This window comes from Streptomyces sp. 4F14 (genome assembly GCF_048159485.1).
Lineage (GTDB): Bacteria > Actinomycetota > Actinomycetes > Streptomycetales > Streptomycetaceae > Streptomyces.
Genome location: NZ_JBLRVY010000026.1, coordinates 1 through 24,132 on the forward strand (window position 1 = coordinate 1; position 24,132 = coordinate 24,132).

General features: G+C 69.6%; 21 protein-coding genes and 2 tRNA genes. 18 read left to right on the forward strand and 5 right to left on the reverse strand.

Going from position 1 to position 24,132, the window contains the following annotated elements:
• Positions 1-172: 172 nt before the first annotated feature.
• Positions 173-883 carry an LPXTG cell wall anchor domain-containing protein gene (locus ACLZOT_RS35440; RefSeq protein WP_416973253.1) on the reverse strand — a complete coding sequence of 237 codons (711 nt, stop codon included), beginning with the start codon at positions 881-883 and terminating at the stop codon, positions 173-175.
• Positions 884-1,120: 237 nt separating this feature from the next.
• Here ACLZOT_RS35440 and ACLZOT_RS35445 point away from each other — a divergent pair, with 237 nt between their 5' ends.
• On the forward strand, positions 1,121-2,683 hold the full coding sequence (locus tag ACLZOT_RS35445; protein WP_416973254.1) for a serine/threonine-protein kinase: 1,563 nt from the start codon (positions 1,121-1,123) through the stop codon (positions 2,681-2,683).
• Here ACLZOT_RS35445 and ACLZOT_RS35450 read toward each other — a convergent pair.
• Complete coding sequence (locus ACLZOT_RS35450; RefSeq protein ID WP_416973255.1) at positions 2,670-4,100, reverse strand: amino acid permease; 1,431 nt, start codon at positions 4,098-4,100, stop codon at positions 2,670-2,672. The two genes, ACLZOT_RS35445 and ACLZOT_RS35450, sit on opposite strands and share 14 nt — an antisense overlap.
• Positions 4,101-4,300: 200 nt before the next feature.
• Here ACLZOT_RS35450 and ACLZOT_RS35455 point away from each other — a divergent pair, with 200 nt between their 5' ends.
• The 5 genes from ACLZOT_RS35455 to ACLZOT_RS35475 all read left to right on the forward strand — a co-directional run bounded on the left by ACLZOT_RS35455 (position 4,301) and on the right by ACLZOT_RS35475 (position 8,427).
• On the forward strand, positions 4,301-4,786 hold the full coding sequence (locus ACLZOT_RS35455; protein ID WP_416973256.1) for a ribose-5-phosphate isomerase: 486 nt from the start codon (positions 4,301-4,303) through the stop codon (positions 4,784-4,786).
• A gap of 196 nt (positions 4,787-4,982) precedes the next feature.
• Positions 4,983-5,792, forward strand: a complete 810-nt coding sequence (locus ACLZOT_RS35460) for an Fpg/Nei family DNA glycosylase (protein WP_416973257.1) — start codon at positions 4,983-4,985, stop codon at positions 5,790-5,792.
• Between the two features lie 160 nt (positions 5,793-5,952).
• Complete coding sequence (locus ACLZOT_RS35465) at positions 5,953-7,134, forward strand: PP2C family protein-serine/threonine phosphatase (protein WP_416973258.1); 1,182 nt, start codon at positions 5,953-5,955, stop codon at positions 7,132-7,134.
• Positions 7,135-7,409: 275 nt separating this feature from the next.
• On the forward strand, positions 7,410-8,168 hold the full coding sequence (locus ACLZOT_RS35470; protein ID WP_416973259.1) for a DUF6508 domain-containing protein: 759 nt from the start codon (positions 7,410-7,412) through the stop codon (positions 8,166-8,168).
• 64 nt (positions 8,169-8,232) lie between these two features.
• Complete coding sequence (locus ACLZOT_RS35475) at positions 8,233-8,427, forward strand: hypothetical protein (RefSeq protein ID WP_416973260.1); 195 nt, start codon at positions 8,233-8,235, stop codon at positions 8,425-8,427.
• Positions 8,428-8,495: 68 nt separating this feature from the next.
• Here the strand turns inward: ACLZOT_RS35475 and ACLZOT_RS35480 are convergent.
• Positions 8,496-8,566, reverse strand: a tRNA-Gly gene (locus tag ACLZOT_RS35480).
• Positions 8,567-8,733: 167 nt separating this feature from the next.
• On the opposite strand from ACLZOT_RS35480, the gene ACLZOT_RS35485 reads away from it, so the two are divergent.
• The 5 genes from ACLZOT_RS35485 (at position 8,734) to clpX (ending at position 14,351) form a co-directional block, all read left to right on the forward strand.
• Positions 8,734-8,810, forward strand: a tRNA-Pro gene (locus tag ACLZOT_RS35485).
• 169 nt (positions 8,811-8,979) lie between these two features.
• On the forward strand, positions 8,980-10,368 hold the full coding sequence (gene tig, locus ACLZOT_RS35490; protein WP_416973261.1) for a trigger factor: 1,389 nt from the start codon (positions 8,980-8,982) through the stop codon (positions 10,366-10,368).
• Positions 10,369-10,611: 243 nt separating this feature from the next.
• Positions 10,612-11,232 (forward strand): ATP-dependent Clp protease proteolytic subunit, encoded by a 621-nt coding sequence (locus ACLZOT_RS35495; protein ID WP_416973262.1) that lies wholly within the window; start codon positions 10,612-10,614, stop codon positions 11,230-11,232.
• 968 nt (positions 11,233-12,200) lie between these two features.
• Complete coding sequence (locus tag ACLZOT_RS35500; protein ID WP_416973263.1) at positions 12,201-12,881, forward strand: ATP-dependent Clp protease proteolytic subunit; 681 nt, start codon at positions 12,201-12,203, stop codon at positions 12,879-12,881.
• 180 nt (positions 12,882-13,061) lie between these two features.
• Positions 13,062-14,351: an ATP-dependent Clp protease ATP-binding subunit ClpX gene (gene clpX / locus ACLZOT_RS35505; protein ID WP_416973264.1), complete on the forward strand. Its 1,290-nt coding sequence runs from the start codon at positions 13,062-13,064 to the stop codon at positions 14,349-14,351.
• 70 nt (positions 14,352-14,421) lie between these two features.
• On the opposite strand, the gene ACLZOT_RS35510 is transcribed toward clpX, so the two are convergent.
• A complete protein-coding gene (locus ACLZOT_RS35510) occupies positions 14,422-15,408 on the reverse strand; it encodes a hypothetical protein (RefSeq protein WP_416973265.1) in 987 nt (328 codons plus the stop codon).
• Positions 15,409-15,543: 135 nt separating this feature from the next.
• Between ACLZOT_RS35510 and ACLZOT_RS35515 the strand changes: the two genes are divergently transcribed.
• Complete coding sequence (locus ACLZOT_RS35515) at positions 15,544-18,192, forward strand: valine--tRNA ligase (protein WP_416973266.1); 2,649 nt, start codon at positions 15,544-15,546, stop codon at positions 18,190-18,192.
• A 58-nt stretch (positions 18,193-18,250) separates the two neighbouring features.
• Here ACLZOT_RS35515 and ACLZOT_RS35520 read toward each other — a convergent pair whose 3' ends face one another.
• The gene (locus ACLZOT_RS35520) at positions 18,251-18,502 is read right to left on the reverse strand and encodes a hypothetical protein (protein ID WP_416973267.1); all 252 of its coding nucleotides are present in this window, start codon (positions 18,500-18,502) and stop codon (positions 18,251-18,253) included.
• 154 nt (positions 18,503-18,656) lie between these two features.
• Here ACLZOT_RS35520 and folC point away from each other — a divergent pair, with 154 nt between their 5' ends.
• The 6 genes from folC (at position 18,657) to mreD (ending at position 24,125) form a co-directional block, all read left to right on the forward strand.
• Positions 18,657-20,141 carry a bifunctional tetrahydrofolate synthase/dihydrofolate synthase gene (folC, locus tag ACLZOT_RS35525; RefSeq protein ID WP_416973268.1) on the forward strand — a complete coding sequence of 495 codons (1,485 nt, stop codon included), beginning with the start codon at positions 18,657-18,659 and terminating at the stop codon, positions 20,139-20,141.
• 2 nt (positions 20,142-20,143) lie between these two features.
• On the forward strand, positions 20,144-20,500 hold the full coding sequence (locus tag ACLZOT_RS35530; protein ID WP_416973269.1) for a DUF4233 domain-containing protein: 357 nt from the start codon (positions 20,144-20,146) through the stop codon (positions 20,498-20,500).
• Positions 20,501-20,563: 63 nt separating this feature from the next.
• Positions 20,564-20,977, forward strand: coding sequence for a nucleoside-diphosphate kinase (gene ndk, locus ACLZOT_RS35535; RefSeq protein ID WP_416973270.1), 414 nt, complete (start codon positions 20,564-20,566; stop codon positions 20,975-20,977).
• Positions 20,978-21,341: 364 nt separating this feature from the next.
• Positions 21,342-22,361 (forward strand): rod shape-determining protein, encoded by a 1,020-nt coding sequence (locus ACLZOT_RS35540; protein ID WP_416973271.1) that lies wholly within the window; start codon positions 21,342-21,344, stop codon positions 22,359-22,361.
• Between the two features lie 118 nt (positions 22,362-22,479).
• Positions 22,480-23,436 (forward strand): rod shape-determining protein MreC, encoded by a 957-nt coding sequence (mreC, locus tag ACLZOT_RS35545; protein WP_416973272.1) that lies wholly within the window; start codon positions 22,480-22,482, stop codon positions 23,434-23,436.
• Between the two features lie 14 nt (positions 23,437-23,450).
• Positions 23,451-24,125, forward strand: a complete 675-nt coding sequence (gene mreD / locus ACLZOT_RS35550) for a rod shape-determining protein MreD (RefSeq protein WP_416973273.1) — start codon at positions 23,451-23,453, stop codon at positions 24,123-24,125.
• Positions 24,126-24,132 lie beyond the last annotated feature (7 nt).

The following is a 24,132-nucleotide window of genomic DNA, read 5'->3' on the forward strand; positions in this document are numbered from 1 at the left end:
GCGCCTCTAAAGGATCGATGGTGGTCGCCCGCTGTGAGTGGGGCGAGGGCTGGTCGCGCCCGCGCGGCGGAGCCGCAAATCGATACAGTCCCGCGCCCCTAAAAGATCGACGGTTCCCCAGGCTTGAGAGGCTCGCGAGTTCGTGCTCGCGAGCCTCTGCTGCGTTTCCTCGTTACCGCGTGCGCCGACGCTGCGACCACCAAATGCCCGCCGCGCCCGCCGCCAGGAGTGCCGCCCCCGCCGCTCCCAGCGGGAGCAGTTCATCTGCCGGCCCCGTGTTGGGCAGTTGGTCCGCCCCCGGGGTCACCGGGTTGTTGTCCGTGCCCAGGAGGAGGGGGGTCGCGGGGGCGTTGGGGGACGGGTTGGAGGAGCCGAAGGGGACCGGGCCCTGTTGCCAGTACGTCTTTTTGCCGTCGGGTGATTGGACGGGGAGGCAGATCTTGCCCTGCTTCTTGAGGTCGTAGGTGGCCGACACCGCGTACGACTTTGTTGCGCCTGCCGCCAAGTTGTCTATCGGGCAGTTGAAACCGCTGTTCGAGCCCTCGGGGAGGTTTCCTTTCTCGATCTGCGTGCAGCCTTCGACGCTGTTGATCGAAAGGCCGTCGAATCCGACGACCCAGAGCCTGATGTTTCCGCTCTCCTTCGTGCCCTCGTTCTTCACGGTGGCGGTGAGCGAGGTTTTGTTGCTGCTGTTGTCGACCGAGATGCGTTCGGGAAGTGTCGTGGTCAGTTTGACGCCGGCCGGCGCGGGATCGACCGCCTTGCCCCCCTTACCGCTGCCCGGCCCCTCGTCCGCACCGGCCTGCGGTGCCAGGACCAGCAGCGCGACCAGCCCGGCCGCGACGGCGGCACCGGCGGCAGCCGTACCGTGTCGAGAACTCATGTCCGTCCCCCTCTTTCGCTCCCCCTGATACCGCGCGTGAATTCGCGGTACTTGAAGAGGTACCACAAGATTTCTCGCCACTATGCTGGTACGGCCCGAAGTGTGACCATTGTGTTTCCGGTGGTACGGCCGGTGAAAGGGAGCAGTGGATTGCCGAGGAACAGCAGCAGCGGCGGTGTTCCCGGGCTTTTGGTGGCCGGGCGTTATCGATTGGTCGAGAGTATCGGTCAGGGGGGAATGGGGCGGGTGTGGCGGGCCGCCGACGAAATACTCGACCGCCTGGTCGCGGTGAAGGAAATACGCATCGACGGCTCGGACGCGGAGGACACCAGAACCCGCCGCGAACGCACCCTGCGCGAGGCCCGCGCGACCGCCCGCATCGACCACCCCAACGTGGTCCGCGTCTACGACGTCGTCGACGAGGGCGAACTCCTGTGGATCGTCATGGAGTTGGTGCGCGGCCGGTCCCTGGAGCGGGCGACCGTCGAGGAGGGCCCGCTCGGCCCGGTCGCCGCCGCGCGGGTCGGCCTCGGACTGGTCGCCGCGCTCCAGCAGGTCCACGCGCGGGGCGTCCTGCACCGCGACATCAAACCCGGGAACGTCCTGGTCGAGGGCGACGGCGAGCGGGTCGTCCTCACCGACTTCGGCATCGCGGCGATCCAGGACGCGAAGGCGCTCACGATGGTCGGCATGCTCGTCGGCTCCCCCGACTACATGGCCCCCGAGCGCATCTCCGGCCGCCCCCAGGGACCGCCGTCCGACATCTGGTCGGTGGGGGCGACGCTGTGCGCGGCGCTCGCCGGCCACTCGCCGTTCGCGCGCGACACGACGATGGCGACGCTGCACGCGGTGCTGTACGAGGAACCCCGACTCCCGGACGGGGCGGGGGAGTTGGCCGGGGTGCTGGGACGGCTGCTGGAGAAGGAACCCGAGGTCCGGCCGGACCTCGCCGAGCTGGAGACGGAGTTGCGCAGGGTGGCGTTCCCGGAACCGACGCCGACGGTACGGGTGGGGTTCGAACCCGGGTCCGGGGAGGTGTCCTGGGCGACGCGGGAGTCCCAAGAGGCGGCGCTCCAGGCCGAGTTGCTCGCCGCGACGCCCTCGCCCGACCTCACGACCACGCCGCTCTCCCGTCCGCCCACCACACCCCCGCCCATCTCGCCCCCGCCCTTCGTCCCGCCGCCCGCCGCAGCTCAGGAACCGCCCCGCCATCGCCGTACAACAGCCCTGGCGGCGGCCGGAGTAGCCGCAGTCGTCGCGATTGTCGTCACCGCGATCCTCCTCACCTCCGGCGGCGGCACCCCCGACAAGGCGACCGGCGCGACCCCGACTCCCACCCCCACACCCACAGTTGAAGGCACCGCCCGCCCCCGCACCCCACCCCCCGGCACCCGCGAGGAAGCCGGCGGCTACGCCTGGAAGACCCCGGCGGGCTGGCGGCGGGACGTGAAGACGGGCGCCGAGGTCCACTACACGTCCCCCGACGGCACGCAGGAACTCCTCGCCAAGTCCGCCCTCGCGCGCGGCACGTTGATCGACTCGTGGCGCAAGTCCGAGCTGGACGCGCACCGTGGCCAGGACTACCGCAAACTCCGCCTGGAGGAGACGGAGTTCAGGGGCAATCCGGCGGTCGTGTGGGAGTACACGTTCACGCTGAAGGGCACCCCCTGGCACGCCCGGCTGCTCGGGTTCGACCAGGACGGCAAGTCGTTCCAGGTCAACACGTGGTACAGGCCGGGCGTGGAGGAGAGTGCCCTCAAGGTCTACGAGGAGGTGAAGGCGAGCTTCACCGTGCTGTGACGCTGTCCCGCGAGCGCAGCCGCTGCTTCACCACCGCCACGGCCAGCACGCCCGCCGCGACGAGCAGCGACAGCAGCACCGTCGTACGCCCGTCGTGCTCGGTGTCGGTCAGCATGTAGCCGAGCACGAAGACGATCAACCCGGCCGTGGCCCAGGTCAGATACGGGTACAGCCACATCTTCACGACGAGCTTCTCCGGCGACTCCGCCTGGATGATCTTCCGCATCCGCAGCTGCGAGAAGCAGATGACCAGCCACACGAACAGGGCGACCGCGCCACTGGAGTTGACGAGGAAGAGGAACACCGAGTCGGGGTAGGCGTAGTTGAAGAACACCGCGACGAACCCGAACACCACGGACGCCAGGATCGCCGCCAGCGGCACGCCCCGCGAGGTGGTCCGCGCGAACGCCTGCGGCGCGTCCCCGCGCTGCCCGAGCGAGAACGCCATCCGGGAGGCCGTGTACAGACCGGAGTTGAGGCAGGACAGCACCGACGTCAGCACGATGAAGTTCATGATCTGCCCGGCGTGCGCGATCCCGAGGGAGTCCAGGGCCGCGACGTACGAACCCTCCTCCTTGATCGACGGGTCGTTCCACGGCAGCAGCGTCACCACCACGAAGATCGAGCCCAGGTAGAACACCGCGATCCGCCAGATGACGCTGTTCGTCGACTTCGTGACCGCCCGCTGCGGGTTCTCCGACTCGCCCGCCGCCAGGGTGGCGATCTCGCTGCCCATGAAGGAGAAGACGACGAGCAGGACGCCGGTGAGGATCGCGCCGGCGCCGTTCGGCAGGAAGCCGCCGTGGTCCGTGAGGTTCCCGAGCCCCGCCTTGTCGCTGTCCACGCCCGGCAGCACCCCGAACACCGCGAGCCCGCCGATCACGATGAACGCGCCGATCGCGACGACCTTGATCCCCGCGAACCAGAACTCGAACTCGCCGTACGAGCCGACGGAGACCACGTTCGTCGCCGTCAGCACCACCATCACGATCAGCGCCCAGCCCCACTGCGGGACGGCCGGGATCCACGACTCCAGGATCTTCGCCCCGGCCGTCGCCTCCACCGCCAGCACCACGACCCAGAAGAACCAGTACAGCCAGCCGATCGTGAACCCCGCCCACGGGCCGAGCGCGCGGTCCGCGTGCGCCGAGAACGAGCCCGACGTCGGGTTCGCCGCCGACATCTCGCCCAGCATCCGCATCACCAGCACCACGAGCGTGCCGACGAGCGCGTACGACAGGAGGATGCCGGGGCCGGCCGTCGCGATACCGGTGCTGGAGCCGACGAACAGGCCGGCGCCGATCACCCCGCCGATCGCGATCATCGACAGGTGCCGGTTCTTCAGCCCCGCCTGCAGGCCGGGGCCGGGTTCCTGCGGGTTTTCGGGCGCCTTCGAGAGAGTCGGGGGCGAAGTCATGGGGGACGTCCTTTGCGCGGCGTGGGGGAGGGGAGCGGGGTGCGGGTGCTGGCGGCCAGTGAAACGGAGGTGGCGTGCTGCGTGTACCCGCCATTAAGGATCGGTGACATCGGTGTCCTCGACATTTCGTCGAGTTGCCGACCTGACGCCGCCCGCCTACCCGCGCCGACCGCCCGCAACCCGCATGTCACACTCGTCCCATGCGCGTGTACCTAGGCTCCGACCATGCCGGCTTCGAACTCAAGAACCACCTCGTCGACTGGCTGAAGGCAGCCGGCCACGACCCCGTCGACTGCGGCCCCCACATCTACGACGCCCAGGACGACTACCCGCCCTTCTGCCTCCGTGCAGCCGAACGCACCGCCTCCGACGAAGGTTCCCTGGGCATCGTCATCGGCGGCTCCGGCAACGGCGAGCAGATCGCCGCGAACAAGGTCAAGGGCGTCCGGGCGGCCCTCGCCTGGAGCGAGGAGACCGCCTCCCTCGGCCGCCAGCACAACAACGCGAACGTCATCGCGGTCGGCGCCCGCATGCACACCCAGGACGAGGCCACGAAGTTCGTGGAAACCTTCCTCGCGACCCCTTTCTCCGGTGACGAACGCCACATCCGCCGCATCGACATGCTGACGTCCTACGAGACGACGGGCGACCTCCCGGAGATCCCGGCCCACCACCCGCAGCAGTAGAACGAGCAGGGGCCGGCCCTTCTCAACGCCAGCCGGCCCCTCTCAACGCCGGTCCGCACCATCCAGCCCGTCCGGCGCTTGAGGACGAGGCCCTTAGGGCCGAACGGGGTCGAAGGGGCGGAGCCCCTTCAAAGGATGGGACGGGTAGGGGCGGCGGGGGCGAGGAAAATCCCCACCCACGAGGAGAGGCAGCACCGTGCCGGAAGGCCACACGATCCACCGCCTGGCACAGGACTACGCGGCCCGTTTCCAGCACTCCACCCCCGAAGTCACCAGCCCCCAGGGCAAGTTCTCCGACTCCGCGGCCCTCCTCACCCGCACCCGCCTCACCTCCACCGAGGCCCACGGCAAACACCTCTTCCTCGCCTTCGAGGCCGACCACTGGATCCACATCCACCTCGGCCTCTTCGGCAAGGTGACCTTCGGCAGCGCCCCCGCACCCCCGCCCACGGACACGACCCGCCTGCGCCTGACGAGCACCACCGCGTACGTCGACCTCAAGGGCCCCACGACCTGCGCCCTGGTCACCCCGGAGGAGAAGCGCGCGATACACGCCCGCCTCGGCCCCGACCCCCTCCGCGAGGACGCGGACCCCGCGGCGGCGTACGAACGGATCCACCGCAGCCGTACGACGATCGCGGCCCTCCTCCTGGACCAGAAGATCATCGCGGGCGTCGGGAACGTCTACCGCGCGGAGGTCCTGTTCCGCCACGGCATCGACCCGTACCGGCCGGGCAGGGACATCACCCGGGACGAGTGGACCGGGATCTGGACGGACCTGGTGGACCTGATGCGCGAGGGCGTGAAGAACAACCGCATCGACACGGTCCGCCCCGAGCACACCCCCGAGGCGATGAACCGCCCCCCGAGGGTGGACGACCACGGCGGCGAGGTCTACGTCTACCGCCGCACGAACCAGCCCTGCCACCTCTGTACGACCCCGGTCCGCACGGCGGACCTCTCCGCCCGCAACCTCTTCTGGTGCCCGACCTGCCAAACCGCGTGACACACCCGTATCGCCCCAACCCGGGACGACCGATCGAATTTCGCCCTCTCCGCCCCCGAACGGCTTTCCATGAAGTTCACTTGGAGGCCGAACCTCGGACGGGGGACAAGTGGGACCTCCCGTGCCAAGCGGCGGGTTGGATGGATAGGGTCCCGAACTAATGGCAGCAGGACGACAGCGGCGCGCGGAAGCCGAGACGTTCACGGCCCGGTTGCGGCATCTCATGCACCGGGTCCGCACCGGCCTGCGCCGAAGCGCGGTCGACTACTTCCGCGGCGACGGCTCCGACTGGATCGCCCTGGCCGGCCTCCTGCTCACCGTCCCGGTCATCATGATGGCCACGCTCGCGAACTCGGTGTGGTTCTCCCCGGCGGCCCTGGTCCTCCCGATCGTGGCCGGCGGCCTCCTGCTGCGCCCCTCCAGCCTGCTCGCGCTGTACGCGGCGGCGGCGACGGCCCTGATCATCGAGTCGGTCCAGCTGGGCCCGTACACGGAAGGCCCGTCCCGGGTCACCCCCGGCGTGGTCCTGGTCGTCGCGGCATGCGGCTTCTTCGGCCTGCTGATCGCCCAGTTCCGCAGCCGGGTCGGCGTCCCGTGGAGACGGGGCGGCACGATGCTCTTCGACCTGCGCGAACGCATCCGCGTCCAGAGCAAGCTCCCGAAGCTGCCGCCGGGCTGGCACCGCGAGATGGCGCTGCGCCCGGCGGGCGGCCAGTCCTTCTCCGGCGACTTCGTGGTGGCGGCGCGGACCAACGGCGGCCGCACGATGGAGGTCGTCCTCACGGACGTATCGGGCAAGGGCATGGACGCCGGCTCGCGCGCCCTCCTCCTGTCCGGCGCCTTCGGCGGCCTCCTCGGCTCCCTGCCCCCGCACGCCTTCCTCCCCGCCGCCAACGGCTACCTCCTGCGCCAGGACTGGGACGAGGGCTTCGCGACCTCCATCCACCTCGTCCTCGACCTCGACTCCGGCGACTACGAGCTGTACTCCGCGGGCCACCCCCCGGGCCTCCAGCTCAGCGCGGGCAGCGGCCGCTGGGAGGAGAAGGCAGCGGAAGGCCCCCTCCTCGGCGTCTACGAGGGCGCCCAGTTCGACCCCGTGAAGGGCTCCCTGCGCCCCGGCGACGTCCTGATGCTCTTCACCGACGGCCTCGTGGAAACCTCCGACCGCGACATCGTCGAGGGCATAGACCGCCTGACGGGCGAGGCCGACCGCTACGTCGCCGGCGGCTTCCAGGGCGCCGCCTGGCACCTGATCGAGGCCGTCGCGAAGGACGTCAACGACGACCGAGCCCTCCTCCTGGTCTGCCGAGAGGGCCCCACGGCATCGTCGGTCCGCTTCTGACCCCGGCGAACGGGCCGGCCGAGCGGGGCCGCGCACACCGGACGAGCAGGCCGGCACGAACGCACACCGGACGAGCGCACAGCCATGAGCGAGCACACCCGCCCGAGCATCCGCCCGACCGGGCACACCCGCCCGAGCATCCGCCCGACCGGGCACACCCGCCCGAGCATCCGCCCGACCGGGCACACCCGCCCGAGCCCCGCCCGCCCGAGCCCCGCCCGCCCGACCGCGCCGACCCGCCCGCACGAAACCCCGCCCACCCGGAAGGACACCGCATGCCCAGGCCGCCCACCGGCCTCCCCGACCCCCGCCACCCCGTCTGGTACTTCCCCGTCACCGCCCCCACCGGCGAGACCGCCGGCTACACCTGGGCCGACCACACCCGCGCCGAGACCGGCTGGCTCCACCGCAGAGCCCACAGCACCGCCGTCCACGACCTCGCCGAGGAATGGGCCAAGAAGCTCTACGACGCCGGCGAGCGCCCCGGCGTCCAACCCCTGCTCCTGCTCGCCGAGTTGAGTCGCGAACCGGGCGCGGGCGAGGTCCGCGGCGCGGCCGCCCTGGACGCCGTGCAGCGCCTCGCGCACCGTGTCGAGGACTCCGACGACCACCGCCTCCTCGCCGAACTGAGCCCCCAAGGCGCCGACGAGTGGCGGGAGTTGAGGGAGGCGTACGACGCGCTCACCGACGCGGACCGCAGGGTCGAGTGGGGCGGCGGGGAGAGGTCGCCGAGCGGGGCGATCCAGGTCGCGTACCCGAAGTACAGCGAGCCCCTGTGGAGGGTCGTCGCCGCCCTGTACGAACTCGGCGCGGTCACCCCGGAACACCGCTGGACCGAGTGGCCCTGGCCCGAACTCCCGGACGACGGAGGGCTCCGGCCCGCCGACGCCGTACGCGCCGCGACCGCGCTGCTGCGGGCCGAGCGCATGTCCGAGGGCGGTATCGACAAGGCCGTACAGAACGGACTCTTCGACGCGATCGTCGTTTCCCTGCTCACTCGCTCGTCACCAGTTGGTGGGCAACACCCCGCATGACATGCGCCTGTTGGTGGCACGATGGTCTCGGGAGAGCGAACCGACCTAGGGCGTGTGATCAGTCATGGCCATTTCTCTGTCAGTGGTGCTGTTGTTGGCGATCGTCCTGGTGGTCATGATCCGGAGCGGAAGCATCAAGGGCGGCCCCGCCGTCGTCGCGGTCCTCTTCGGCTTCTTCCTCGCCTCGACCGGCCTAGCGCCGACGATAAACGACCTCATGGACTCGATCACGAAGGCGATCGCCGACATCAATTTCTGAGACTTCCGAGAACGACAAGAGCCGGACTCGAAGGATCAACCTCCGGTCCGGCTCGGGCCGTTGAAGAGAGCGGGCGACGGGAATCGAACCCGCGTAGCCAGTTTGGAAGACTGGGGCTCTACCATTGAGCTACGCCCGCACACAGTGCGCCGCAGGTCAGAGAAGCCCGCGACACAAGAGCATCGTAGCGGCTGATCCCCCTCCACCGCACACCCCTTCCACCGCCCCCGGCGAACGCTCCCGCGCACCCGCGCAATGCGGCAGCCGGACCGCGTCCGGGCATGTACCCTACGTGTCGCACCAGCACGGGGTATGGCGCAGCTTGGTAGCGCGTCCGCTTTGGGAGCGGAAGGCCGTGGGTTCAAATCCCGCTACCCCGACCATGTACGCGATCACGCCGGTGATCGGCTTTGGGGCGCCTCGGCGGCTGCGGTTACTATGCAGGCTGCACGCCCGTGTCTCTCACTCTCTGGAAGTCTCCGGGCGGCGATCGGCCGGACCAATCGAGGTCCCGGCGGAATCCAAGAAGTCAGCCACCAAGGAGACCGAACCGTGAAGAGCGCCGTGGAGACCCTGAACCCGACTCGGGTTCGGCTCACTGTCGAGGTGCCCTTCGAGGAGCTCAAGGACAGCCTCGACGCGGCGTACAAGAAGATCAACCAGCAGGTCACGGTCAAGGGCTTCCGCAAGGGCAAGATCCCGGCCCGGGTCATCGACCAGCGCTTCGGCCGCGGTGCGGTGCTGGAGGAGGCCGTCAACGACGCCCTCCCGAAGTTCTACACCGACGCCGTGAACGAGGCCGAGCTGAGCGTCCTGGGCCAGCCCGAGGTCGACATCACCGAGCTGAAGGACGGCGAGACGCTGAACTTCACCGCCGAGGTCGACGTCCGCCCCGCCCTTGAGCTCCCCGAGGACTTCTCCTCCATCGAGGTCGAGGTCGACGCCGTCGAGGTCACCGACGAGGACGTCGAGAAGTCGGTCGAGCAGCTCCGTGAGCGCTTCGCCTCCACCTCCCCGGTGGAGCGCGCCGCCGAGGACGGCGACGTCGTCACCGTCGACCTGGAGGCCAAGGTCGACGGCGAGGTGCTGGAGGACGGCATCGCGTCCGGCGTCTCCTACACCATCGGCTCCGGCGAGCTCCTCGACGGCATCGACGACGCCGTCAAGGGCCTGGAGGCCGGCGGCGAGGCCACCTTCGGCTCCGAGCTGAAGGGCGGCACCGGTGCGGGCAAGGAGGCCGAGGTCACCGTCAAGGTCACCCAGGTCGCCGCGCGTGAACTCCCCGAGCTGGACGACGAGTTCGCGCAGCTCGCCTCCGAGTTCGACACGCTGGAGGAGCTGAGGGCGGACAGCCGCAAGCGCCTGGAGAACATGAAGCAGTACGACCAGGCCACGCAGGCGCAGGAGCGCGTCCTGGAGAAGCTCCTCGACATCGTCGAGGTGCCGGTGCCCGAGAAGCTCCTCGAAGAGGAGATCAACACCCGCAAGCACAACCTGGAGCACCACCAGCTCCCGCAGATGGGCCTCGACCTCGACAAGTACCTGGAGCTCCAGGGCAAGACCGCCGAGGAGTTCGACACCGAGACCCGTGACGCCGCGGTCAAGGGCATCAAGACCCAGTTCGTCCTCGACGAGCTGACCAAGCGCGAGAAGCTCTCCGTGAACCAGGAGGAGCTGACCGAGCACCTCATGCGCCGCGCCGCCTCCTCCGGCATGTCCCCCGACCAGTTCGCGCAGGCCGTCGTCGAGGGCAACCAGGTCCAGCTGCTCGTCGGCGAGGTCGCCCGCGGCAAGGCTCTGGCCCTGGTCGTCGAGTCCGCCACGGTGAAGGACACCAACGGCGAGGTCATCGACCTGGACGACGAGGAAGAGGAAGAGGGCGAGGAGGCCGCCGCCGAGGCCGCTTCCGAGGAGAAGGCCGACGAGAAGGCCGACGCCTGATCGGCAGCACGCTGACGACGAACCCCGGGTCCTTTCGGACCCGGGGTTCGTTGTTCGTTTTCGGTCGTCTCCTGTTCGCCGGTCTACGCCCCCGGCGAACAGCAACCATTGCGGGATTCCCCGAACGGACCCGCGCGTTAGGGTCCATGGATAGAGGGCCTGCGTTATCGGCTGAACCGCCGGAGGCCCTCGCAGGGAAACGTGAGACGGCCCGGCGCCGTCGTAAGACGAGCAGGTGGATACGTGACGAATCTGATGCCCTCCGCCGCCGGTGAGCCCTCCATCGGCGGTGGCCTCGGCGACCATGTCTACAATCGACTGCTCAACGAGCGGATCATCTTCCTCGGCCAGCCGGTGGACGACGACATCGCGAACCGGATCACCGCGCAGCTGCTGCTGCTGGCTGCCGCGGACCCCGCCAAGGACATCAACCTCTACATCAACAGCCCCGGCGGCTCCATCACCGCGGGCATGGCGATCTACGACACGATGCAGTTCATCAAGAACGACGTCGTGACGATCGCGATGGGCCTCGCCGCCTCCATGGGTCAGTTCCTGCTCAGCGCGGGCACCCCCGGCAAGCGCTTCGCGCTCCCGAACGCCGAGATCCTGATCCACCAGCCGTCCGCCGGCCTCGCCGGCTCGGCCTCGGACATCAAGATCCACGCCGAGCGCCTCCTGCACACCAAGAAGCGCATGGCCGAGCTGACCTCCCTCCACACCGGCCAGTCCGTCGAACAGATCACCCGCGACTCCGACCGAGACCGCTGGTTCGACGCCCACGAGGCCAAGGACTACGGCCTCATCGACGACGTCATCGCCACAGCCGCCGGCATGCCGGGCGGCGGCGGCACCGGAGCGTAGCCCTCCGGGGGTCACCCAGGGAGACGGGACTTGCCGGGGCCGGGTTCGACAGAGCCGGCGCCCCCACCCGGGCCCTGCGAGGTCCCCCGGGACCGGTCCGAAGGGGTCCGAATCCCCACGGCGCCGGACTCGGAGGCCGACGAGCCCTGGAGGGTCCGGACCTCCGGAAGGTCCAGAGCCTCACGGGCTCCGGAACCCGACGGGGCCATGGACCCGCAAGGCTCGCGGCCCGCAGGAGCCGGCCCGGAACCTCGTGGCCGAGCCGGACGGCTCGGAATCCTCGGGGGACCGGACGGGTTCGGAACTCCAGGCCGGAACGGAACCTCGGAGGGACCGAACCGGACGGGTCCGGGACCCGCGAGGGGACAGGTCCGGATGGTTCGGAACCTCAGGGGACCGGGGCCCGAAGGGCTCGGGAGCCTGCGGTGGGCAGCCGGAAGGGCCGCCCCCGGAAGGGACCGGCCGGACGGCTCCGGAACCGGCGAGGGAACGCCCCGCGCGGACCCACCCCTGGGACGGGCCCCGCGAGGCGGCCCCGGCCCGAGGCCCCGCAGGACCCCGAAGTCCCGCAGAGCCCGCTGGAGCCCCGAGAGGGGCCCGGAGGCTCTCGTGGCCCGGCAGAGCCTCCCGAGGGCTCCGGAGGGCCGCAGGACCCGCGAGGGCCCCGTGACCCCGAGGGCCCGCCGGACCGGTCAGGGCCCGAGAGGACCCGGCGAGTCCGTCGGCCCGGGGGACCCGGCAGGAACCCGGCGAGCCCCCAGGGCCCGCAGGCCCCGCCGGACCCGTAGGAACCCGGCGAGCCCCCAGGGCCCCGCAGGGAACCGCCGGACCGTCAGGGCCCCCGCGAGTCCGTCAGGACCCGCGGAGACCCGCCCGTGAAGCCCCGCAGGACCCCGCCCCGACCCCCGACCACGCCCGTCCGCCCCACCCACCAGCCACCGCCCAGCACAGCCTTCTCAGGAGACACCGTGAACAGCTTTCCCGGCAGCGGACTGTACGACCGTGCCCAGGCCGAGTACACCGGCCCGAAGGCCGAGTCCCGCTACGTGATCCCCCGCTTCGTCGAGCGCACCTCGCAGGGCATCCGCGAGTACGACCCGTACGCGAAGCTCTTCGAGGAGCGGGTCATCTTCCTCGGCGTGCAGATCGACGACGCGTCCGCCAACGACGTCATGGCGCAGCTCCTGTGCCTGGAGTCGATGGACCCGGACCGCGACATCTCGGTCTACATCAACAGCCCCGGCGGCTCGTTCACCGCGCTCACCGCGATCTACGACACGATGCAGTTCGTGAAGCCGGACATCCAGACGGTCTGCATGGGCCAGGCGGCCTCCGCCGCCGCGATCCTGCTCGCCGCCGGCACCCCCGGCAAGCGCATGGCCCTGCCGAACGCCCGCGTCCTGATCCACCAGCCCTACAGCGAGACGGGCCGGGGCCAGGTCTCCGACCTGGAGATCGCGGCCAATGAGATCCTCCGCATGCGCGCGCAGCTGGAGGACATGCTGGCCAAGCACTCGACCACGCCGATCGAGAAGATCCGCGAGGACATCGAGCGCGACAAGATCCTGACCGCCGAGGACGCGCTCGCGTACGGCCTCGTGGACCAGATCATCTCCACCCGCAAGATGAACAACGCGTCCATTCGTTGACGCGCGGGCGAATCCGTCTGCCGCCCCTTGGCACGGTTTGACACGGTCCACGTCAAAGTGAACCGTGCCAAGGGGGACCCGAACGGGGGGTCAGGCAAGGTACCGTCGACATAAGGCAGCACCAGGAGCCGCTGGACTCGTAGCGTCCAGGCGTCTCCCATGGCGAAGGGGAAGCACACCGTGGCACGCATCGGTGACGGCGGCGATCTGCTCAAGTGCTCGTTCTGCGGCAAGAGCCAGAAGCAGGTCAAGAAGCTCATCGCAGGGCCTGGTGTGTACATCTGCGACGAGTGCATCGATCTCTGCAACGAGATCATCGAGGAGGAGCTCGCCGAGACGAGCGAGGTGCGCTGGGAGGAACTCCCCAAGCCCCGCGAGATCTACGAGTTCCTGGAGGGGTACGTCGTCGGCCAGGAGGCCGCGAAGAAGGCCCTCTCGGTAGCGGTGTACAACCACTACAAGCGCGTCCAGGCCGGTGAGAACGGCGGCGGCCAGAGCCGCGAGGACGCCATCGAGCTCGCGAAGTCCAACATCCTCCTGCTCGGCCCCACCGGCTCGGGCAAGACCCTCCTCGCCCAGACCCTCGCGCGCATGCTGAACGTCCCGTTCGCGATCGCGGACGCGACGGCGCTGACCGAGGCCGGGTACGTCGGCGAGGACGTCGAGAACATCCTCCTGAAGCTGATCCAGGCGGCCGACTACGACGTCAAGAAGGCCGAGACGGGGATCATCTACATCGACGAGATCGACAAGGTCGCCCGCAAGAGCGAGAACCCGTCGATCACCCGCGATGTCTCCGGCGAGGGCGTCCAGCAGGCCCTGCTGAAGATCCTGGAGGGCACGACCGCCTCGGTGCCCCCGCAGGGCGGCCGTAAACACCCGCACCAGGAGTTCATCCAGATCGACACGACGAACGTCCTGTTCATCGTGGGCGGCGCCTTCGCCGGACTGGAGAAGATCATCGAGGCCCGCGCGGGCGCCAAGGGCATCGGCTTCGGCGCGACGATCCGCTCCAAGCTCGAACTCCAGTCGAAGGACCAGTTCGGGGAGGTCATGCCCGAGGACCTCGTCAAGTTCGGCATGATCCCCGAGTTCATCGGCCGCCTCCCCGTCATCACCTCGGTCCACAACCTGGACCGCGAGGCCCTCCTCCAGATCCTCATCGAGCCCCGCAACGCCCTGGTCAAGCAGTACCAGCGCCTCTTCGAACTCGACGGCGTGGAGCTGGACTTCGAGCGCGAGGCCCTCGAAGCCATCGCCGACCAGGCGATCCTGCGCCAGACCGGCGCCCGCGGCCTGCGCGCCATCATGGAGGAAGTCCTCCAGGGCGTGATGTACGAGGTCCCGTCCCGCAAGGACGTGGCACGTGTCGTCATCACCGCCGACGTCGTCCTCTCCAACGTCAACCCGACGCTGATCCCGAGGGATTCGCGCGGCGGCCGCGGGCCGGGGGAGCAGAAGTCCGCGTAGAGCTTTGACAGTTACGTCGATGAGGGGCCCGGAATCGATTCCGGGCCCCTCATCGACGTACTGAACACCCTCAGAGCTTGACGCGAACTTCCTTGCGCAGCTTGCCGGTCATGTCCACGGCCGTGGCCTTGTCGATGCTCTTCGTGTTGTCGCCGGGGGAGACCATGCCGACCGTGCTGTAGTCGGCCCAGACGCAGAACCAGTCCGTGGAGACCTTCTTCGTCAGGGAGTTGACGCTGGAGGCGGCCTGGCACTTGGCCACCGCGCCGTCCATGTCGACCTGCTCCGGCTGCCCCTGGAGCGTCGTCTTGGAGGCGCCGCCGGAGGACGCGCCGCCCGCCTCGATCTTCTTGTTGTTCGCGTCGATCTGCGCGGTGATGGCGACGAAGTACTTGTCGAGCGTCGACTGCGGGTCGGCTATCTCGCCGTAGCCGCCCAGCAGCGTCACCCCGCGCGCGGTCAACAGCTCGGCCCGCGACGGGAGATCGGCCGGGTCGGGGTTCTGCGGGTCGTAGTCGCCGAAGTCGGCCGTCGACCACTGCCCGAGGACGGCCTTGCCGCCCTTGACGCCGCTGGTCTGGAGGTACTTGACGGTCTCCGCGTCGGACGTCTCGCCGCCCTTGCCGACCCGCTTGTAGTCGGTGACGACCGTCGCCGGGGTGTCGAGCCGGTGCGCGCCGTCGTTCTCCAGCCCGCCGCTGTCGCTCTCGCCCTGCGTCACGACGTATGCGCCGACCGCGAGCGCCACGACCACGGCGGCGACCCCGACGATCAGCCCGGCGCGCTTCTTCTTCCCGGCGGGGGCGGGCGGCTGCTGCATCGGGGGAGCGCCGTAAGGGGGCTGCTGCCCGTACGGAGCCTGCCCGTACGGCGCCTGCGGGACCTGGCCCATCGGCTGGGTGGGCTGGTTGTAGGGGTTGGCCTGCGGCGGCACACCACCCTGGGGGTACCCGTAGCCGGGCTGCGGCGCCTGCGGCTGGCCGTACGGGCCGGGCTGGCCGTACGGACCGGACTGCTGCGGCTGACCGCCGTACGGACCCGGCTGGTTGTTGCTCATCCTGGGTTCCCCTCCAGATGTTTTATGTGCTCCTGTCATCCTGGCCCAGACACAGGGAACTCCTGGCATCGGGGTGTGCCCCGTTACAGAACAATCGAGTTCTGGACAGTCCCGGGACCCCTTTAAACTTGGCGCGTGACCGAGAACTCTCAGCAGCACACAGCGCCCGCCACCGACCTGCCGACCCAGTACGCGCCGGCCGAGGTAGAGGGGCCGCTGTACGAGCGCTGGGTGGAGCGCGGTTACTTCGAGGCGCACGCGTCCAGCGACAAGCCGCCGTACACGATCGTCATCCCCCCGCCGAACGTCACCGGCTCCCTGCACCTGGGCCACGCCTTCCAGCACACGCTGATGGACGCGCTCACCCGCCGCAAGCGCATGCAGGGCTTCGAGTCCCTGTGGCTGCCCGGCATGGACCACGCGGGCATCGCCACCCAGAACAAGGTCGAGCAGCAGCTCGCCGAGGAGGGCAAGTCCCGCCACGACCTCGGGCGCGAGGAGTTCACCGCGCGCGTGTGGCAGTGGAAGGACGAGTACGGCGGCAAGATCCTCGGCCAGATGCGCCGCCTCGGCGACGGCGTCGACTGGTCCCGCGAGCGCTTCACCATGGACGAGGGCCTCTCCAAGGCCGTCCAGACCATCTTCAAGCGCCTCTACGACGACGAGCTGATCTACCGGGCCGAGCGCATCATCAACTGGTGCCCGCGCTGCCTGACCGCCATCTCGGACATCGAGGTCGAGTACCAGGAGGACGCCGGCGAGCTGGTCTCCATCCGGTACGGCGAGGGCGAGGACAGCCTCGTCGTCGCCACGACCCGCGCGGAGACGATGCTCGGCGACACGGCCGTCGCCGTCCACCCCGACGACGAGCGGTACAAGCACCTCGTCGGCAAGCACATCAAGCTCCCGCTGACCGACCGCACGATCCCGGTCGTGGCCGACACCCACGTCGACCCCGAGTTCGGCACCGGCGCCGTCAAGGTGACCCCGGCGCACGACCCGAACGACTTCGAGATCGGCCGCCGGCACGACCTGCCGAACATGACGGTCATGGACGAGCGCGGCGTGATCACCGTCCACGGCCCCTTCCTCGGCCTCGACCGCTTCGAGGCGCGCTCCGCCGTCGTCGGCGCGCTCAAGGAGCAGGGGCGGATCGTCGCCGAGAAGCGGCCGTACATGCACTCCGTGGGCCACTGCTCGCGCTGCAAGACGACCGTCGAACCGCGTCTGTCCATGCAGTGGTGGGTCAAGGTCGCGCCCCTCGCGCAGGCCGCCGGGGACGCCGTCCGGGACGGGCGCGTCGCCATCCACCCCGAGGACATGTCGAAGCGGTACTTCGACTGGGTCGACAACATGCACGACTGGTGCATCTCGCGCCAGCTCTGGTGGGGCCACCGCATCCCGATCTGGTACGGCCCCGAGGGCGAGGTCGTCTGCGTCGGCCCCGACGAACAGCCGCCCACCGGCGAGGGCTGGACCCAGGACTCCGACGTCCTCGACACCTGGTTCTCCTCCGGCCTGTGGCCCTTCTCCACCCTCGGCTGGCCCGAGAAGACGCCCGACCTGGAGAAGTTCTACTCGACCGACGTCCTGCTCACCGGCCACGACATCATCTTCTTCTGGGTCGCCCGGATGATGATGTTCGGCCTGTACGCCATGGACGGCGAGGCCCCCTTCAAGACGATCGCGCTCACCGGCCTCGTCCGGGACGAGTTCGGCAAGAAGATGTCCAAGTCCAACCCCAACGCCGTCGACCCTCTGGTCTGGATGGACAAGTACGGCTCCGACGCCGTCCGCTTCACCCTCGCCAAGGGCGCCAACCCCGGCGCGGACGTCCCCATCGGCGAGGACTGGGTCCAGGCGTCCCGCAACTTCACCAACAAGGTGTGGAACGCGACGCGGTTCGCCCTCATGAACGGCGCGACCGTCGAGGGCGACCTCCCGCCGGCCGAGCAGCTCTCCGCCACCGACCGCTGGATCCTCTCCCGCCTCGACAAGACCGTCGCCGAAGTCGACGCCTTCTACGACGACTTCCAGTTCGCCAAGCTCAGCGAGGCCCTCTACCACTTCGCGTGGGACGAGGTCTTCGACTGGTACGTCGAGCTGTCCAAGCCGACGTTCTTCGCGGGCGGCGACCAGGCGAGGGTCTCGGCGCGCGTCCTGGGCGAGGTCCTGGACGTCATGCTGCGCATCCTGCACCCGGTGATCCCGTTCGTCACCGACACCCTGTGGACGACGCTGACCGGCGGCGAAACGCTGGTCACGGCGGACTGGCCCGCCACTGTGTCTGTTCCTGGTGCTGACGCACCGGGGGGCTTCCGCGACGACGCCGCCGAGCAGGAGATCGCCCTCGTCCAGCAGGTCGTCACCGAGGTCCGCCGCTTCCGCAAGGACCAGGGCCTCAAGGACGGCCAGAAGGTCCCGGCCCGCCTGTCTCTCGACGGCACGCCTCTGGTGGCCCACGAGGCCGCCATCCGCCAGCTCCTCCGACTCCAGCCGGAGGGCGAGGAGTTCGCGGCGACGGCGACCCTCCCCGTGGCCGGCGCGACGGTCGCCCTCGACCTCTCCGGCACGATCGACGTCGAGGCCGAGCGCAAGCGCCTCACGAAGGACCTGGGCGCGGCGGAGAAGGAGAAGGCCGAGGCCGAGAAGAAACTCGGCAACGAGGCGTTCGTGGGCAAGGCCCCGGAAAACGTGGTCGAGAAGATCAAGGCCCGCCTGACGAAGGCGGAGGCGGACATCGCCCGCATCACGACGCAGCTGGGGAACCTGCCGCAGGCGTGAGCGACACGGAGGGCCCCGGCGCTGCGCAAGCACCGGGGCCCTTGTCGTGCGCGGACGGTCAGAGCATGCCGTCGTCCAGCTCGGCGGCTTCCATCCACCAGCCGTTGCGGCAGATGCGGCCCTCGGGGTCGTGGTCGCCCTCGCTGTACTCGCCGGAGCCCTTCGTCTCGCCGTTGGGGCCGCGGAAGTACGACGTGTAGTAGTAGCGGCAGCCCGCGGCGGCGGAGGCGGAGGCCAGGGGAGCGATCGCCACGGTGAGGGTCGTCGCGGCGAAGGACGCGGCCAGCAGCGCGGGGACGAATCTGCGCATGACTGTTCCTTTCTCGAAAATAGGAATGAACGGGACTCCGGTGAGAATGGCGGACCGCGCCCGCGCCACGCCCGGGGACGCGCCCGGCGTTCACCTCGCTGGGCGATACGCCCCGGACCCACCCGATGTCGGCGGCGCTCCGTAGACTGGCCCCGTGACACAAAGCGACCCGTTCGACGAGATCATCGCCGCCGAGACCGACCGAGACCCCGACCTCGCGGTCATCGAGGCGGGGAGCCGGACGCTGCGTACCCAGGGAGGGCAGCCGGAGGCCGACGTACCGAGTCGCCCCGCCGACCCCGAGGTCGACAAAGCATTGCGCGGTGTCGAGACGGAGCTGGCGACCCGCTGGGGCGAGACGAAGCTGGAGCCGTCGGTACAGCGGATCGCGGCGCTGATGGACGTGCTGGGGGAGCCCCAGAACGCGTACCCGTCGATCCACATCACGGGCACGAACGGCAAGACGTCCACGGCCCGCATGATCGAGTCGCTGCTCGGCGCGTTCGAGCTGCGCACGGGCCGGTACACGTCCCCGCACGTGCAGTCGATCACCGAGCGCATCAGCCTGGACGGCGCCCCCATCTCGGCGGAGCGGTTCGTCGAGACGTACGAGGACATCAAGCCGTACGTGGAGATGGTGGACGCGAAGGAGGAGTACCGCCTCTCCTTCTTCGAGGTCCTGACGGGCATGGCGTACGCGGCGTTCGCGGACGCGCCGGTGGACGTCGCGGTCGTCGAGGTCGGCATGGGCGGCACCTGGGACGCGACGAACGTGATCGACGCGGACGTAGCGGTGATCACCCCCATCTCCCTGGACCACACGGACCGCCTGGGCACGACCCCGGCGGAGATCGCGGGCGAGAAGGGCGGCGTCATCAAGCAGGACGCGACGGTGATCCTCTCCCAGCAGCCCGTGGACGCCGCGCAGGTCCTGCTGAAGCGCGCGGTGGAGGTGGACGCGACGGTCGCGCGGGAGGGCCTGGAGTTCGGGGTCGTGGAGCGGCAGGTCGCGGTGGGCGGCCAGCTCATGACCCTGCGCGGCCTCGGCGGCGAGTACCCGGAGGTCTTCCTCCCTCTGCACGGCGCCCACCAGGCGCACAACGCGGCGGTGGCCCTGGCCGCGGTGGAGGCGTTCTTCGGCGTCGGCGCGGCCCGCGCGGAGCCCCTCGACATCGACGTGGTCCGCAAGGCGTTCGCGAAGGTCACGTCCCCGGGCCGGCTGGAGATCGTCCGCCGCTCCCCGACGGTCGTCCTGGACGCCGCGCACAACCCGGCGGGCGCGCGGGTGACCGCGGAGGCGATCAGCGAGGTCTTCGACTTCAGCAAGCTGATCGGCGTGGTCGGCGCGGCCGGCGACAAGGACGTACGGGGCCTGCTGGAGGCGTTCGAGCCGATCTTCGCGGAGATCGTGGTCACGCAGAACTCGACGGCGCGGGCGATGGACGCGGACGCGCTCGCCGCTGTTGCCGTAGAGATTTTCGGCGAGGACAGGGTCCAGGTCGAGCCCCGTCTCCCCGACGCCCTGGAGGCCGCGATCACCCTGGCCGAGGAGGACGGCGAGTTCTCCGGCGCGGGCGTCCTGGTCACCGGTTCCGTCATCACCGTGGGCGAGGCCCGCGTGCTCCTGGGAGGGCGCTGAGGATGCGCACGCTCTGTTCGTCGACGCTGGTGGGCGAGTTCTTTCTGATCGGCTTCGCGGGCCTGGTCGCGATGAAGGACCCGGACCTGTCGATGGCCACGGTCTGGACGGTGTGCGGGACGCTGATGTTCCTCAGCGTCCTGCTGTGCGGCGTCGTCACCCGCCCCGGCGGGATCGCCCTCGGCTGGGCGCTCCAGGTCGCGCTGATCGTGTCCGGGGTCTTCGTCCCGCTGATGTTCTTCATGGGCGCGGTCTTCGCGGCCCTGTGGTGGGCGTCGGTCCACTACGGCCGCAAGGTCGACGAGGCGAGGGCGAGGTTCGCCGCGCAGGCGGCCTCCACTACACCTGACGCTGCGTGACGGCGGCGACGACACGCCCTGTAACCTCGTGACACCGCACATCAGCAGCGAAGGAGCCCCTCAGTGAGCCAGCGCACCCTCGTCCTCCTCAAGCCCGACGCCGTTCGTCGTGGCCTGACCGGCGAGATCATCGGCCGTATCGAGCGCAAGGCGGACTGGCGGATCACCGCGCTGGAACTGCGGACGCTGGACCGCGGGATCCTGGAGCAGCACTACGCGGAGCACGTGGGCCGGCCGTTCTACGAGCCGCTGGTGGAGTTCATGGCCTCGGGTCCGGTCGTCGCGCTGATCGCCGAGGGCGAGCGGGTCATCGAGGGTGTGCGTCAGCTCGCCGGCCCGACGGACCCGATCGCCGCCGCGCCGGGCTCGATCCGGGGCGACTTCGGGACCATCGTCCGGGAGAACCTGATCCACGCCTCGGACTCGGAGGAGTCGGCGGAGCGCGAGGTCAAGCTGTTCTTCCCGGGTCGCGCCTGACCTTCGTACAACGGCGTCCATGAACTTTGTGGTCCCCGCGCACGCGGGGGTGTTCCCTCTCAGGGAGTTTTCGTGGACGTTTCTGACGCCGGGTCAGATCGTCTGTTCGTCAGTCCGGGGACGGCCGTACATTTTCGGCCGTCCTTCGGCATATGCGGTGCCGATCGGGGGAACGCGTGCCCCCGATGGACCGTCTCCACAAGCGAGGCGGGTCGGCACGTGCTGACAATGGCGAAGACCCTCGCGCGGTGTCCGTGATGGCGCGTCTACGATGTAAGCCTTCACGTCACCGCACCCACTTCGCCGTCCTGAAAAGCCCTCAAAAGCTCGTGGGAAGGCCAGACGAATCCTGATGGGGAACTCAATGTCGTTCATCGGCCGTGACATGGCTGTCGACCTCGGGACCGCCAACACGCTGGTGTACGTCAGGGGTCGCGGGATCGTACTCAACGAGCCGTCCGTGGTCGCGATCAACACCAACACCGGTGGGATCCTCGCGGTCGGCTCCGAGGCGAAGAAGATGATCGGTCGGACGCCCGGCAACATCGTCGCCGTGCGCCCGCTCAAGGACGGCGTCATCGCCGACTTCGAGATCACCGAGCGGATGCTGCGCTACTTCATCCTGAAGATCCACAAGCGCCGCTACCTCGCCCGGCCCCGCGTCGTCGTGTGCGTGCCCAGCGGCATCACCGGCGTCGAGCGCCGTGCCGTCATCGAGGCGTCGACCCAGGCCGGCGCCCGCCAGGTGCACATCATCGAGGAGCCCATGGCCGCGGCCATCGGTTCCGGCCTGCCGGTCCACGAGGCCACGGGCAACATGGTGGTGGACATCGGCGGCGGCACCACCGAGGTCGCGGTGATCTCGCTCGGCGGCATCGTCACCGCCCAGTCGATCCGCGTCGCGGGCGACGAGCTGGACAACGCGATCATCCAGCACATCAAGAAGGAGTACTCCCTCCTCCTCGGTGAGCGCACCGCCGAACAGATCAAGATCACGATCGGTTCGGCGTACGACCTCGACTCCGACGAACACACCGAGATCCGCGGCCGGGACCTGGTCTCCGGCCTGCCCAAGACCGTCGTCATCTCGGCCGGCGAGGTCCGCAAGGCGATCGAGGAACCCGTCAACGCGATCGTCGACGCCGTCAAGACGACCCTCGACAAGTGCCCGCCCGAACTGTCCGGCGACATCATGGACCGCGGCATCGTCCTCACCGGCGGCGGCGCCCTGCTGCGCGGCCTCGACGAGCGGCTGCGCCGGGAGACCGGCATGCCGATCCACATCGCCGAGGACCCGCTCGACAGCGTCGCGCTCGGCTCCGGCAAGTGCGTCGAGGAGTTCGAGGCGCTCCAGCAGGTGCTGGACGCCGCGCCGCGCAGATGACGTAACACTTCGATTCCGCCGTACGAGACGAACTCCTCTCGTGCGGCGGATCGTTGATATAGAGGCATAAGCTTCCCCAATTCCCGCAATTCCTACGAGGAAGGCACGGCCGCCGCACGTGAGGGACACACGAGAGAGCCGGCTGCTCCTGGTACTGCTGGTCGCCGTCTCGTTCGCGCTGATCACGGTCGACATCAGGGGAGGTGAGGACTCTCCGGTCGACGGCGCCCGGCAGGCCGCGGCGACGGTTTTCGGACCCATCGAGAACGGCGTCGCCTCGGCCGTCGACCCCGTCGGCAACGCGGTCTCCGCCGTACGCGACTCCGGCAAGCGCCACGACCGGCTCGCGGCCCTCGAAAAGGAGAACGCCGCCCTCAAGGCCGAGCTCGGCAGCGACGACCGCAACCGCAGCCGCCTCACGCAGCTCGACAAGATGCTGAAGATCGCCGGCGAGGGCCAGTACGGCATCAAGGGCGCGCAGGTCATCGCCATAGGAGCGGCCCAGGGCTTCTCCTGGACGATCACCATCGACGTCGGCGCCAAGGACGGCATCCAGCGCGACATGACCGTACTGAACGGCGACGGCCTCGTCGGCCGCGTCACGACCGTCGGGCCCAACGCGTCGACCGTGCTCCTCGCCAACGACCCCGACTTCACCGTCGGTACGCGCATGGAGGCGTCCGACGAGCTCGGGTTCGCGTCCGGGCAGGGCGACCGGCCGCTGCGCGTCGAACTCCTCAACGGCAAGGCCGAGGTGAAGAAGGGCGACCGGCTCGTCACCTTCGGCTCGCAGGCCGACAAGCCGTTCGTGCCGGGCGTCCCGGTCGGGATCGTCTCCCGCGTCGACCCCTCCGGCGGCGACCTCACGCGCACGCTGTACGTCACGCCGTACGTCAGCTTCACCAAGCTCGACATCGTGGGGGTGGTCGTCGAGGCCCCGAAGAAGGACCCGCGTGACACGGTCCTGCCGGCCAAGCCCAGGCCGGTCCCCACACCGACGGTCACCGTGACGGTGACGCCGGGAGCGACGAAACCGGACCAGGGCGGGCCGGACGAACAGCAGCAAGAGCAGTAGGAGCTGAAACCCCCATGCGCGTCAACCGCATCCTGCTCTCCACGACCCTCGTCGTCGTGGCCCTCGTCGTCCAGGTCAGCGTCCTGGCCCGGCTCCACCTCCCCGGCGCCGTCCCCGACCTGCTGCTCCTCACGGTCCTCGGCCTCGCCATGGTCTACGGCCACACCAGCGGCGCCCTCATCGGCTTCGGCGCGGGCCTCCTCGCGGACCTCGCACCGCCCGCCGACCACGCGGCCGGCAGATACGCCCTCGTCCTCAGCGTCATCGGGTACGCGGCCGGGCTGATCAAACCCGAGACCGGGCGCCTGAAGTCGGCGACCGCCCCGATGCTGGTCGTCGTCGCCTCCGCGATCGGCTCCACGCTCCTGTACGCGGCGGTCGGCGCCCTCGTCGGCGACACCTCCGCGCGGCACGTCGGGATCGGCGGGCTGCTGTTCAGCGCCGCCCTGTACGACCTGCTGCTCGCGCCCTTCGTCGTGCCCGCCGTGATGTTCCTCGCCCGGCGTGCCGACAACGACCCGCTCGCCGAGGCGGGTTCGGCCTCCAAGGCGCGGGACGTGTCCGCCGGGTGGCTGTCGTCCGGGACCGGGCTGCGGATCGGGGGACAGCGGGGGAGCGGGCTGAAGATGAAGGCGGCGAAGCGGTCGGCCGCGCGGACGGGGCGGATCAAAGGGGTGAAGCGGCTGTGAGGGTGGG

What these genes read in the sequence shown, in the direction of transcription:
- ACLZOT_RS35440 (WP_416973253.1), bottom strand. Translation starts at nt 883, where the DNA reads ATGAGTTCTCGACACGGTACGGCTGCCGCCGGTGCCGCCGTCGCGGCC.
- ACLZOT_RS35445 (WP_416973254.1), top strand. Translation starts at nt 1,121, where the DNA reads ATGGGGCGGGTGTGGCGGGCCGCCGACGAAATACTCGACCGCCTGGTC.
- ACLZOT_RS35450 (WP_416973255.1), bottom strand. Translation starts at nt 4,100, where the DNA reads ATGACTTCGCCCCCGACTCTCTCGAAGGCGCCCGAAAACCCGCAGGAA.
- ACLZOT_RS35455 (WP_416973256.1), top strand. Translation starts at nt 4,301, where the DNA reads ATGCGCGTGTACCTAGGCTCCGACCATGCCGGCTTCGAACTCAAGAAC.
- ACLZOT_RS35465 (WP_416973258.1), top strand. Translation starts at nt 5,953, where the DNA reads ATGGCAGCAGGACGACAGCGGCGCGCGGAAGCCGAGACGTTCACGGCC.
- ACLZOT_RS35470 (WP_416973259.1), top strand. Translation starts at nt 7,410, where the DNA reads ATGCCCAGGCCGCCCACCGGCCTCCCCGACCCCCGCCACCCCGTCTGG.
- ACLZOT_RS35475 (WP_416973260.1), top strand. Translation starts at nt 8,233, where the DNA reads ATGGCCATTTCTCTGTCAGTGGTGCTGTTGTTGGCGATCGTCCTGGTG.
- ACLZOT_RS35510 (WP_416973265.1), bottom strand. Translation starts at nt 15,408, where the DNA reads ATGAGCAACAACCAGCCGGGTCCGTACGGCGGTCAGCCGCAGCAGTCC.
- ACLZOT_RS35520 (WP_416973267.1), bottom strand. Translation starts at nt 18,502, where the DNA reads ATGCGCAGATTCGTCCCCGCGCTGCTGGCCGCGTCCTTCGCCGCGACG.
- ACLZOT_RS35530 (WP_416973269.1), top strand. Translation starts at nt 20,144, where the DNA reads ATGCGCACGCTCTGTTCGTCGACGCTGGTGGGCGAGTTCTTTCTGATC.
- ACLZOT_RS35540 (WP_416973271.1), top strand. Translation starts at nt 21,342, where the DNA reads ATGTCGTTCATCGGCCGTGACATGGCTGTCGACCTCGGGACCGCCAAC.
- mreD (WP_416973273.1), top strand. Translation starts at nt 23,451, where the DNA reads ATGCGCGTCAACCGCATCCTGCTCTCCACGACCCTCGTCGTCGTGGCC.